Origin of the sequence: Bacteroides sp. MSB163 (assembly GCF_036416795.1) — a bacterium.
GTDB lineage: Bacteria > Bacteroidota > Bacteroidia > Bacteroidales > Bacteroidaceae > Bacteroides > Bacteroides maternus.
Map to the genome: position 1 here is coordinate 3,605,572 of NZ_CP143867.1, position 12,660 is coordinate 3,618,231.

Consider the following 12,660-nt stretch of genomic DNA (forward strand, 5'->3'; position numbering starts at 1 on the left):
AGTTATATTTGTTTATTCAGTGATTGCTTTATGATATCTATAGTTTGATTTAATAGACTGAGAGAGTCAAAGCTTATTTCGACATCTCCATTTCCCCAACGACCTATGTCTGTAACATTTCTGCAAATACCACATGGGTCATTCACTCCATCAAAATCCATATTTATAGTTAATCTTAATCTTGTTTTTTGGATAATGATGTCGACAAAATTCGTTCTATATTTATATGCTATATATAACTTCTTGAACTCTCGTTTTATACTTGGATTTAAGGCCATGATGGCTTCATCAAGTTTTGTATAAAGCATCTTGACGAAAACATTAGAAAAATCATAGTTATCTATACTGTATTTCGTTGTAGGCTCTTCTGATTGTTTGAGATAAGTAGAGATGATTTCCTGTGAAACTGCGGGAAACTTCCATATATCAATAGAATAATCGCAAAGTTGTTTGGTACGTTCTTCAATAGTATCAATATTCCAAATATTTTGTTCAACTACATACTTATTTAAGGTATGAGTCGCACTTTGTTTTAGAACTAAAAGTTTTTCAGAGAAGGGGCGGTCTCCCATTTCTGAATTATATTTAGTGAGAGTAAGATTTCCAAGGCGATGCAGGTAAGTCTTATGGTCTTCTTTCCAATTTTCACCTAAAGCACTAACCCAGTCCGGTTTTAGATTGTCATTCTGTGGCATTATGTGTTCAATGGTGAATCCAGTGAATGATATAGGTTCTTTGTTGTTGTAGTTCTCCAGTTTGACAAGAATATAATTGATGCTTCTCATTGTATATATATCTTTTATTTGGAGTTTCCGTTTAAATTCTTCATCGGTTGGAAAACGTTTGTAAGTTTCCAAAGAAAGGAATGCAACTTTAATTGAGTTTAAATAATCATCGATTTTAATATTGTTACGCATTGTAGCAAATGTTTTATTCAATGAGCTTGTTGGTATTTCGCAAACAGCACGTCGGACAACATAGGACTCTGTTAATCTCAGAATAGCAATAAAATCAGCTTTTGATATAACATTATTCTTATAATCGCCATACACTTTAAGAAGTAGTGGATATGCAACTTCCATTTTTACTATGCGGATGTCTATGAAGATAGCATGTAACTCTGGGTCAGAACAAGTATTTGCAGAAATTTCATTATAACATTGTGCATAAAAAAATAAATCTTCTGCCAGTTCTTTGGTATTATTGGATACGCCAGTGTTGATGCAATAAGATTTGAAACTGTCATACACTTGCTCTTTATTTGGAATAGAGGCTAATTTCATGGTAAGATAATCACGAAAGAACTTATCCATTAATTCGGAACGCTTTTCAATGGGGAAAGCATTTTCCATAGGCTGCCAATAATTTACATATATATCTTTCTGTTCATCGTTAGTCATACCCATAAGGATATAGTTACGTATGAGGTCTGATTCTGATAAATCCATACCTGTTGAGTTTAGACTTTCAAAGATAAGTTGTGGATCGTCACCTTCTTCGCGTTTCAATGTAATATTCACAATTTGAAGCTTTGCGATAGAATTGTATATTTGAGCTGGCGTTAGTTCATTTCCTGCAATTTTCTCTTTGAAGTAAATGTAATTATTGAGGATATTAGACTGCGTATCTTCATTAATCGGACATACATCTATAAGTTTAATAAGTACTTCACGATCATTGTCATTCAGAAGAAGTTTGTAACGGTCATAACCTTTTTGATGATCATTTTTTAAAAGATAATAAGTGAGAGTATCTTCATCAACTTCTTCACTTGATGCCTCTCTTAAATGATCACGTAAGGCTATCATTAGAATTGTTAATGTAGTGACTCGTTGTTGCCCATCAATTATTTGGTATCTGTGTATTCCCATCGGGACATTTACATCGGATATCGTAACAATAGAACCGACAAAATGGTGTCGCTTTGACTGTTTTTCCATATTGACGATATCTTTCCATAATCTGTCGCACTGTACATCTTTTAGCCAACTATATTTTCTCTGATAGACTGGTACTACAAATTGATATTTACCATTTAATAATTCGTATATACTTCCTTTTGAAATATCCATAATATTATTTTTTTTCCAGGTTATCTAAAAAACTAAAATATATTTCTTTATATGCTTGATAATCTTGCTTGTATAATGCTTCAGAAGCAGATAGAAGAACTCCCCCCAATTCTAATGGATTTTCATCATCAAATAACTCGTTGAATGATTGGCAATCTTCGTAATGAATACGAGAGTCTCTTTTTGATGCGTAATTTATATAGTAATGCATAATATAACCTCCAATAACGTCTGTTATTTTATATGCTAGAAGTGACAGAGTAGAATTTATTGGGATATGTTTAATATCTTGCCCGTGCGAGGCAAAACCAGAATTATTCCTAATTTCTGCCAGTTTTTGAGAAACTGAAGCTATCCTTCTCCCAAGCTCGATTAATTCTTCTTTATAAGGTTCATCTTGAGTTATTAAACATTCAATTGTTCTTTTTACTGTTGTATTAAATTTATCATATTCAGTATAGTTGATATCTTGATTAGTCAGAATGGTTTTACAGATACCTTCGATTAAACTTTTACATGTTTCAATACATAGTGCTGGATTCGAATCAACACTTACTTCGATCGTTGCAATATGGCTCTCAAAGCTGCTAAAGCTTGGAATTTTATTTATATGTTCTCGAATCCAATGCATTGTATTATGCTACTGATTTGATTAAATTATCATTTATACGGCGGTTAAGCTCGATTTTGTCATCAAGAGATTTAAGAATATTAACGATTTTATCTTGAACACCTCGTGAAGGTAACATAATCGGCATTGCTCCATAAGTCTTAGCATTGATATTTCCTCGCGTTCCACCTGTATCAAAAGAATGAACCCAATCATAATACAACTTTGAATGGGTGTAATACTTCAAAATACGAGGATTTACTTTTGTTTCATCTAAAGAGAATTTTATAAGGAATCCTGCATATACGAGTTCACCATCAGAACCGTCATAAAAATAGGAGCGCCCTATACTATTCCCTGTTCTTGCAAATACAATATCATTAGGCTTTAAAAGAAAGGCATCTACATTTTTCTCATCAACAGACATCATGCTAGACTTATTAAGTGTTCCATCATCATTAATGTCAGTTATTCTCAAATAAGTGCGTAAAGAAGGATTATATGGTACAGCTGATGCTGCTATTCCATAATTACCTCTACCTTTTGTTAGTTCCTCTAATGTATATGTTTTTATCTCTTCCATAAATAAATGAGAATTTAGCGGTTCATTTCATTTACTTTTAACTCTCCAGACATCAGTTGCGGCAACAACGAGTTTCTTAACGCTGCAAGATTCTGGTTTTCAAATTCAAGTGATTCTTGATAATCAAACACTGGTCTGACAATAGACTCAAATTCAGACAATAATGCTGTACTATTGGGTATCACAATAGGTTGCGCCTTCATTAAGCTGCCACTTGCTTCCTTGAATGTTGATCCTGTAGCTTGAGCTTCAATGACAACCGTGTTTTCTTTTAGATAAAGATATAAATACCCAGTGCCTGCAATTCGTGGTACTAATGACTTGAATCCTTGATTTGTACAAAGTTCATTTGAGGCAATTGAGATATAGCCAATTGGAGCCCTTGAGGAGAAAAGGACACTTCCTTTAGGAATCATTTTTGCACTACTATTTGAGTAACCGATTTTTGTAATATCGATTTCTCCATGAGAAGTAAACTTAGCCTGAGTATTTGATAGGTCTTTAGGTGTAATCCAAGCAATACCATTTTTACAATAATACTCAAGATTCACTTTTGATGGTGTTCCTCCTCCAATTACATCACAAACAGAATCAAGACGGTCAACACGCCATCCATCGGGAATCATTCCACGCTCTGATTCAACGAATTTACCGCCCTTGAACGGCTCGAAATCCACAAACCAAGACTTGAATAGCGCCTGTGCCTGCTGCTCTAAATTATCATTTATCCGGCGATTAAGCTCGATTTTAGAGTCGAGAGATTTGAGTAACGAAACTATTTGTCTTTGCGTTTTAATATTTTCAAAACATTTGATTTCGATTGGGTGTATATGGTTCCGATTTAATGTAGGAACTGCACTTCCTCCTCCAAATGAAGATAATGGTAACGTTTTTAGAAGATAATAAAGGTATTCAGGGTCATTGCCTTTAAAGTCATCTACATATAAAACTGTATTATGAGCCCAACATCTATCGTAGATATATGGGGTTCCCACATTTCCACTTCTACCTATAGTAATACAAGGATGAATTGAAGTTTCCTCGTTGTGATACCCTATTATCCCATTAGAACCAGCAACAGGTATCGTACCATCTTGCATTATAGATTTGGGTAAATCATGCCCACGTCTAAAATTTAAGATATCTCCCAACTTTTTTATTTTTATCTCTTCCATAAATGAGAATTTAGCGGTTCAAATTATTAATTTTAGTCATTAAAAAGTCCTTTATCTTTTAGACGTTTTAGTTCTTTGTCAAAATCTGACAAATATTCACGATCTTGTATGAGTTTAAATTTCTCATATTCACAGAAAGCTTTCGTTTGTGCTTCCTCATTAGATATTGTGCCGGAATGTTTTAGAACCTCATAGTCGCTTATTGCCAGGAAATTGCTTAATTTGTTTTTCCAATCATACATGGTCGTGATGAGCTGTTGCTCTGCTCTTAACTCTGCAAAATCAAGGAAAGCGGATGATAGACGTTCTAACTGTGATACCTCTTTGTCTGACAGATAGTTTTTGGCAACTATTGTATCTGACTTTTGTATTCTTCCATCAGGGGCTTTCTTCCACGTAGTCAACCCCATGTGGGGCATTTCAGCATCAGCACGATTGTAGATTAATTCTGCTGCTGTATGGTGGGTTACTGCCCAATGCATCATATTTTGTACCATTTTGAAAAACAGTTTGGTTATTTCTGATTTAGCATCGTAATCTGCACTACATTCAGCATATACATCTGTTATTTTCTGGTAATACCTGCGTTCGGAAGTGCGGATTTCACGGATACGTTGCAGTAAATCATCGAAATAATCTTTTCCGAAATGGCGGCCTTGTTTTAAGCGTTCGTCATCCATAGCAAAGCCTTTTACGATAAATTCCTTTAGAACTCCGGTAGCCCAAATTCTGAATTGAGTGGCTTGGTAACTATTTACCCGGTACCCTACAGCAATGATTGCATCAAGATTATAGAACATAGGAGAACGTTCAACTTCTCTTTCTCCTTCTTGCTGAACTATCTGAATTTTTCGGATAGTTGCTTCTTCTTGCAATTCTCCAGACTCGTATATTTGCCCTAAATGATAATTGATTGTCTTTACATCTACGCCAAAAAGAGCAGCCATTCGCTTTTGAGACATCCAGAAGGTTTCATTATTGAATATCACTTCTATTTTTACTTCTCCCTGACTTGTTTTATAGAATAAGATATTGGAAGATAGATTATTGGAGGTTAGCTCAAATAAACTTGTCTGATTTTTGAAAAAGATACGCGCTTGTTGTACTAATGCTTTCTTGGAGTCTGCATTTTCAGCAATGATAAGACAAGCCATTCTTGACAAATGGAAATTTTCTACATTTCTGTATGCTCCGGAACCAAGTTTAACCATTTCTACAGTAAGGTGAAAATGGTCGTTTATATCCATTCCTTTTGCTTGAGCAATCGCGATAGCTTTTTTTACTACAGAAGTAAATCTGTAATAGGTCGTATAACCCATAGCTCCACATAAATCACGCGAAGTCCAATATTCCTTTCCATCTTGATTGTACTTTTTTATTAGCTCAAGTTGGGGTTGCATTTCAGGTATCTTATTCTCTTCCATATGTGTTAACTATTTAAATCATTAACTTTTAATTCACCAGACATGAGTTTTGGCAATAATACGTCACGAATCATTGATAATCGCATATTTTGAAGGGAATTGTTTTTAATTGTTTTTAATGCAATTTCAGCATGGTTAGTGAATGATTCAAGCTTTTCACGTGGAATGACAGGAATTCTGTATTTGCCGATTGTATCTCCTGAAACCCTTTGACGTCCACTACTTCCGTTCATATTTTTAACAGCATAGTCTACAAAATCATGATTACGAGCTAAAAAATAGAAGAATGCTGAAGAATAATTGCTTTTAGCTGAGATCACTATATACTCTGTGGATCCATATGCGATTTCATTCTTATCAAGGAAATTGATGAAAGCAGTCTTTCCATTTTCAAGGCAAGGAGTAATCCGAGCTATCAAAGTGTCTCCATTACAGAACTTCATACCACCATTGTATTCTTTTTCTATCCATCCATTAGGAAAACTGCCTGTAGTTGGAATATTTGCCATTTCAATGCACTTTGCAGATGTACCTTTACTTAAATTTCGCTTAGGGTTAATTTCTGCAATTTCGTGAATTAATACAGTTGTACTATCTGTATATCTGTCAAGTAGTTCATTGAGCCAGGCCTGTGCCTGCTGCTCTAAATTATCATTTATCGGCATGTTTTTATGTGGTAAATGACACCTGCTATAATATGTAATATGATTTACATTCATTAATTGATATATTTGCGATGTGATAGTTTTACATTATTTTGGCTAACCATTGCATAATGCATAGTTGTATCTATTTTTACGTGTCCGAGTAATTTTTGCACTTGTTCTACCGGCATTCCTTTGTCAATTGCCATTGTAGCTAATGTACGTCGAAATTTGTGTGGATGTACACGGACAATCTTGGCTTGACGCCCAATTTTGCGTAATCGAGTTTCAACTCCTGATATCTGTAGACGGTTGTGTGGTTTGGCTAAAGAAACAAATAGTGCCTTGTTCCGGTCTTTTCTGGTACTAAGGTACTGTTGTAAATGTATTTTGGCTCGTGCATTAAAATACACTATTCGCTCTTTATTTCCCTTGCCAAAAACAATACATTCGCGTTCATTGAAGTTGATATCTTCACGGTCTAACTTTACTAATTCACCAACACGCATACCGGTAGATGCTAAAAGATCAATCATAGCGAGATCACGGATTTTAATGCAATTGTCACGAAGGTGTTCAATATTCTCATCGGTCAATATTTCCTTGACTTGTGTACCGGTTTTTACTTTATGAATTCTACGAATCGGACTTTTGATAATATAATCTTCTTCTTCAAGCCAAGCAAAAAATGAGGAGAAGATACGTCGAATATTGTCAATTGTTACTTTACTTGACTTATTCTTGCGCTGAAATACTGCTAAATAGGCGCGGATATCTTCTGTAGAGTAATCTACTACCTTTTTTGGCATCTTTTTTAAGAGTTGTTTAATTGTAGAACTGTAATATTTAATTGTGGGAGTTGTGCATCCTTCAACTTGTTTAGCCGACAAAAAGATTTCAAGTAGTCGGTCGTTGGTTGCAGTGTCTTCGTGCATCTTTTCACCATCTTTCATAATGGTATATTTACTTACTATTTGAAGCAGAACACCATTTAATTGAACCAATTGTTCTATACTTAAAACATCTGTCATTGCATTGCTGATCTCTTGAATTAATTTCTCTTTCATACTCTTCAATTATTAGATTAAATAATTGAAGAAATATAGTACTATTTATTTAATTGTAAATCCTATACTGCCTAATTGTTTTCGAATTTCTTCTTCCAAGTCATGAGATTGGGCAAACAAGTCAGATAACTCAGAGGTGAGCCGCTCCATTTTTTCTTGGAAAGGTTCACCGTCATCTTCTACTTCTGCAATTCCGACATATCGTCCCGGAGTAAGGATATAATCCTGTTTTACTACATCTTCAAGTGTGGCAATGGCACAAAACCCCTTCTCATTATCTAATGTTCCCTCATTAAAGGCATGAAATGTATCGGCTATTTTTTGAATATCTCCTTTTTCTCCTTCTTCTGAATCAGAAAGTTCGCGAAGTTTGCGCGTAACCATTGTTCCCATGTTACGGGCATCTACAAATAGGATTTTTCCTGTTTGTTTCTTAGCCCTATTTAAGAACCATAAAGAAACAGGAATTCCTGTCGTATAAAAAAGCTGTGAAGGTAATGCGACAATGCCCTCTACGAGATCGGCTTTTATAATATTCTCACGAATTTTTCCTTCACCTCCACTCTGTGAAGACAGAGAACCATTAGCAAGCACCATACCTATACGTCCTTTGGGAGAGAGATGATGTATCATGTGTTGTAGCCATGCAAAGTTAGCATTACCTGCTGGCGGAATGCCAAATTTCCAACGTACATCGTCTTGTAGTTTATCTACTCCCCAATCGCTTAAGTTGAATGGTGGATTTGCTAAAATATAATCAGCTTTTAGAGTTGGGTGTTGGTCATCAAAGAAAGTATCGGCATTAAATTTGCCAAGGTCTGCTTCTATACCGCGGATGGCTAAATTCATCTGAGCCATTTTCCATGTAGTAGGATTGCTGTCTTGACCAAATACAGAAATATTGTTGATGTTACCTTGATGGCGTTCAATAAACTTTGCTGATTGAACGAACATGCCACCAGAACCACAGGCAGGGTCATAAACACGTCCACTATAAGGTTGAAGAACTTCTACCAAAGTGCGAACAATGCAAGCTGGCGTGTAAAACTCACCTGCAAGTTTTCCTTCTGCTTCGGCAAATTTAGAAAGACAGTATTCATAAGCGCGTCCGAGTATGTCCTTTGTGTCTCCATGTTCCCTCATTTGAATGTTGGTGAATAAATCAACGACGTCTCCTAAACGACGTTTGTCTAACTCTGGCCGTGCGAAATTTTTAGGAAGAATGCCTTTTAGGCGAGTGTTTTCTTTTTCAATTAATCGCATTGCATTATCAATTACAGTGCCAATCTCAGGTGCATGAGCCGCTTTTGCAATCATAGACCAACGTGCCTCTTGGGGTACAAAGAATATATTTTCTGAAGTGTATTCATCTTTATCTTCTTCAAAACCATCTCCCTCATCAATGAGCGCTTGATATTTTGCTTCAAATCTATCAGATATATATTTGAGGAAGATAAGCCCTAAGACTACAGATTTATATTCTGAAGCATCCATATTACCTCTTAATAAATCAGCCGCTTTCCAAATATCTTTCTCAAATCCTATTTCTGCTGTATTAGTTTTAGCCATAATTAATGTGTTTCCTTTTTTATTATGATAGATTTATTCTGTACAACTTACTTGTGTACATAATGCTACAAAGTTAAGAAAAAGAATTTACTATATGAAGGAAGAAAAAGAATTTATCTGTTTTCAATAGATATAGTTTATCTTATTGCATCCTCACTATGTAATACTCTGTTCTCCTCCTTTTTTCTTTAACCTATGATCTAACACAGCAATGAATTTTTTCTTTTCGGAGATGTTTTTAATATGTTCGCATCTGTCATATTCTGTATTATACAACAAAGGCTTGCTGCTCTATTTTCTTTCCACCTTCTTCACCCATTGGAAATAGCTTTTCAGCAGCGTTTCTTCCGGTATAAGTTCCGTCATCCCGTGCTCTTCCAGATACAGCTCTGTGCCCCTTGTGAACATCATCCCGTTTTTAAACTTGTTCCTGCGCAGGAAGCGGTAATAATCCATTCTCATTTCATAGTTGATTTCCTGTTCCAGAATCTTCACGGCCTCCTCTCCCAGATAATTATAAGTCCTTGGGTCTTTCCCCACGCTGGGGCAGGGCAGAGAGAGGGTGACATTCCCCCGGTCCCGCCACGACACACCCTTTGGGCGGGGAGTGGTGAGCTGTAGCAGGCAACTGTAAAGGTTCTGATTTTTGGTGAAACGGATGGCACCTTCCACTGTGCAGTGCGCGTATGCGCTTTGCAGGTAAGCCGCGAGATAGGGCTTCATCTGAATGGTAACTGTAATCATTTTGTATATTGTTTTGAAGTGAAAAATATTTCCATACGTTTGTGTCCCTGTGGCGGGGATCGTCCCTCGGAGCAGTGGAAGAAGGCAGATGTGTTACTCCGGCAAACGATGGAAAATCCCATGATTACGATATGTCGATGTTGCTCTACGACCTGCGGGTCGTTTCTCTACGAGGAAGGGTGCCTTGCCCGTAGAGGAACGGATGGTTCCTCTACGGGTCAAAGCACCCGCCTCTGACCTTTGGTGCAAATATCTGTCAAATTAACATCTCAGGCAAAATAGGAATGCAGTGGTTAAAGATAGTATTGTAACGAAACATTTGTCTTTGACTCCTGTTTGTGACGTAGTATATGCGCGTGCGACAACGTGCGAAAAAATGAATGAATATGAAAACAGTCTATTTAAACAAATTTATGAGTTCGGTGGTCACTGAACTTGAAATGAACGGGCAGTACGGCACCGCTCATGTATGCGGCAGCGTGCTGCGGTCGGTGATGGCTTTCGGTGGCGAGGGGCTGCCCGTGTCCGGCATCACGCCCTTGTGGCTGAAGGCGTATGAGGGTTACCTGCTCCATAAGGGCGGGAAGGGGCTGGCGTGGAATACCGTCTCCACCTATATGCGTATGCTCCAGGCAGTTTATAACCGGGTGGTAGCCCGTAAACTGGCGGCTTTCATCCCCCACCAGTTCCGTGACGTGTTCACCGGGCGCAAGGCGGACCACCGGCGTGTGCTGGAACGGGACGATATGCAGAAGTTACTGGTGGAAAGGGATCCTGACATCACTTCCCCCGGCATGGCATGGGCACGCGCGTGCCTGGAACTGATGTTCCGTTTCCACGGCATGCCCTTTGTGGATCTTGCCCACTTGCGGAAGTCCGATCTGAAGGATGGCTATCTGACCTTGCGCCGCCGGAAGACGGGTATGCCGCTATCCGCCCGTGTGGACGGCCGTGCCATGCAATTGCTGGAACGCTACCGGAACCGGGACGACACTTCGCCCTACCTGCTTTGTTTCCTGGACGGGAACCTGGAGGGGATGGCCGCTTACAGGGATTACCAACGGATATTGCGCCTGCTTAACAGCAGACTGCGTGCGCTTGCCCTGTGGAAAAAGGTACAGTGTAAGGTGAGTTCGTACAGTGCACGGCATACATGGGCTACGGTAGGCAGGTATTGCCACATTCCCATCGAGGTCATTTCCGAAGGGTTGGGACACGCTTCCGTAACCACCACTGAAGGATATATGAAAGGGTTCGGAAATAGCCGGATGGATCGGGCGAATAAGGTTATAATGAATTACATATTTAAGGGGCGATCTAATACGGTGTATGAGTGGTAATTCGTTGATATGTAGTGTAATGTGAATAAATTACCTTGTAGGTAACGGAGATGTGATTATGGCGCAAAAGTAGATAATATATTTCTAACTCCCAAGAGAAAGATGTTTTATTTGCCTGTTTACATGGATTAATTAACCGACGATTTATATTAGGAAACAAATACTACAGGTTCTACAAGTTTCTTTTTCAGCATACGGGATGGAAAGGGGTTTTCTCGACCTACCCGTGTAAATCCGTATATAAATTCCCTTACCCGTTTCCTAAATTCGAAGACGGGAAAAGGATATTGTACGCCATGAACTGTATGTACGTATAAATTCTTGTATGTATAAGACTTTTATGAGCCTTGTTTCTTATCGTATCTGTGTGTATCCGTTACCTACAAGGTAATGCCGGTGTATATGATAGATAAAACCCAACAAATATCATGATAACACCCATGACACAAGCTGCCATTGCAGTACTCAACGACATCTATGCGGGAGGCGACACAGCCCGTACGGACGCCTGCCGGCTTACGGATCAAGACCTGGATGTCCTGCTGTCGAAGCTTCTAAGAGCCGGACTTATCAAATTGTCCGACCGGGGAGAACCCCGTAATATACGGTCGTACAGTCCCGCGCGTGAATCCTCCGATGTCTCCCTTCTCGACATCCTCGAAGCCACTGGCGAGCATTTGAACTGCAACCATCCCACTACTGAAGAGTTCCACATGCGCTACGGTAAAGCCGCGCAGAAACTCGGCATAGTAAACTATATCACGCGTGAATATCTAAAGGGAATCAAGCTGTTTGAGTTGTAAACGTAATCCGGAGAATCCTTTGAAAAGCATCGCTTACATACTGCCCTTGTTCCTGCTGCTGTCCTGCCTTGCAGACCTGCGTTCCCAGACCCTTGCCGTGAAGAGCGACCTGCTGACCGGAGCGCTTTCCTCGCCCAACCTTTCCGTGGAGGTCAAACTCTCCGAGCGGTTCACGCTGGAAGCGGGTTTTCACTACAACCCTTTTCCGGCGGGTGGTGACAAGCGCTGGAAACACTGGTTCGTACAGCCTGAACTTCGTTACTGGATGTGCCAGCCCTTCGGCGGCCACTTCTTCGGCGCGCACCTGATGTACGGGGTATATAACGTAGGCGGCCTGAAACTCCCGCTTGGACTCTTCAAGGGCATCCGCTCTTCAAGATACGAGGGTGACTTTCTGGGGCTTGGCGTATCATACGGCTACCACTTCATCCTTTCACCCCGTTGGAGCATTGAGACAAGCCTCGGTGTCGGATTCTTGCACTCAAGCTATGAACGTTACCGCTGCCTACATTGCGGCGAGCAGACCGGTGGCGGTCATAAAAACTTCATGGCTCCGACCCGTGCCTCGGTATCGCTGGTATACCTGATAAATTGAGAGTTGGGAATTGAGAACTGGAAGATGAAAATTG

12 protein-coding genes are annotated in these 12,660 nt (G+C 38.9%); 3 read left to right on the top strand and 9 right to left on the bottom strand.

Annotation, left to right across the window (positions count from 1 at the left end):
• Nucleotides 1–2: 2 nt before the first annotated feature.
• The 9 genes from VYM24_RS13335 to VYM24_RS13375 form a co-directional block, all read right to left on the bottom strand.
• Nucleotides 3–2,072, bottom strand: a complete 2,070-nt coding sequence (locus VYM24_RS13335; RefSeq protein WP_330940233.1) for a DUF262 and DUF1524 domain-containing protein — start codon at nucleotides 2,070–2,072, stop codon at nucleotides 3–5.
• A 4-nt stretch (nucleotides 2,073–2,076) separates the two neighbouring features.
• A complete protein-coding gene (locus tag VYM24_RS13340) occupies nucleotides 2,077–2,703 on the bottom strand; it encodes an abortive infection family protein (protein ID WP_007665953.1) in 627 nt (208 codons plus the stop codon).
• A 4-nt stretch (nucleotides 2,704–2,707) separates the two neighbouring features.
• The gene (locus VYM24_RS13345) at nucleotides 2,708–3,265 is read right to left on the bottom strand and encodes a restriction endonuclease subunit S (protein ID WP_330940234.1); all 558 of its coding nucleotides are present in this window, start codon (nucleotides 3,263–3,265) and stop codon (nucleotides 2,708–2,710) included.
• Between the two features lie 14 nt (nucleotides 3,266–3,279).
• On the bottom strand, nucleotides 3,280–4,440 hold the full coding sequence (locus tag VYM24_RS13350) for a restriction endonuclease subunit S (RefSeq protein ID WP_330940235.1): 1,161 nt from the start codon (nucleotides 4,438–4,440) through the stop codon (nucleotides 3,280–3,282).
• A gap of 32 nt (nucleotides 4,441–4,472) precedes the next feature.
• Nucleotides 4,473–5,864 (bottom strand): RhuM family protein, encoded by a 1,392-nt coding sequence (gene rhuM / locus VYM24_RS13355; protein ID WP_320976718.1) that lies wholly within the window; start codon nucleotides 5,862–5,864, stop codon nucleotides 4,473–4,475.
• A gap of 5 nt (nucleotides 5,865–5,869) precedes the next feature.
• Nucleotides 5,870–6,529 (bottom strand): restriction endonuclease subunit S, encoded by a 660-nt coding sequence (locus VYM24_RS13360; protein WP_320976719.1) that lies wholly within the window; start codon nucleotides 6,527–6,529, stop codon nucleotides 5,870–5,872.
• A 53-nt stretch (nucleotides 6,530–6,582) separates the two neighbouring features.
• Nucleotides 6,583–7,575: a site-specific tyrosine recombinase/integron integrase gene (gene xerA / locus VYM24_RS13365; protein ID WP_299089508.1), complete on the bottom strand. Its 993-nt coding sequence runs from the start codon at nucleotides 7,573–7,575 to the stop codon at nucleotides 6,583–6,585.
• A gap of 45 nt (nucleotides 7,576–7,620) precedes the next feature.
• Nucleotides 7,621–9,144, bottom strand: coding sequence for a class I SAM-dependent DNA methyltransferase (locus VYM24_RS13370; protein ID WP_330940236.1), 1,524 nt, complete (start codon nucleotides 9,142–9,144; stop codon nucleotides 7,621–7,623).
• Between the two features lie 291 nt (nucleotides 9,145–9,435).
• Complete coding sequence (locus VYM24_RS13375) at nucleotides 9,436–9,888, bottom strand: hypothetical protein (protein ID WP_330940237.1); 453 nt, start codon at nucleotides 9,886–9,888, stop codon at nucleotides 9,436–9,438.
• 380 nt (nucleotides 9,889–10,268) lie between these two features.
• Here VYM24_RS13375 and VYM24_RS13380 point away from each other — a divergent pair, with 380 nt between their 5' ends.
• From VYM24_RS13380 to VYM24_RS13390, 3 genes are all read left to right on the top strand, one after another.
• The gene (locus VYM24_RS13380; protein WP_330940238.1) at nucleotides 10,269–11,228 is read left to right on the top strand and encodes a tyrosine-type recombinase/integrase; all 960 of its coding nucleotides are present in this window, start codon (nucleotides 10,269–10,271) and stop codon (nucleotides 11,226–11,228) included.
• Between the two features lie 440 nt (nucleotides 11,229–11,668).
• A complete protein-coding gene (locus tag VYM24_RS13385) occupies nucleotides 11,669–12,031 on the top strand; it encodes a hypothetical protein (protein WP_330940239.1) in 363 nt (120 codons plus the stop codon).
• 19 nt (nucleotides 12,032–12,050) lie between these two features.
• A complete protein-coding gene (locus VYM24_RS13390) occupies nucleotides 12,051–12,626 on the top strand; it encodes a DUF3575 domain-containing protein (protein WP_330940240.1) in 576 nt (191 codons plus the stop codon).
• Nucleotides 12,627–12,660: the final 34 nt, after the last annotated feature.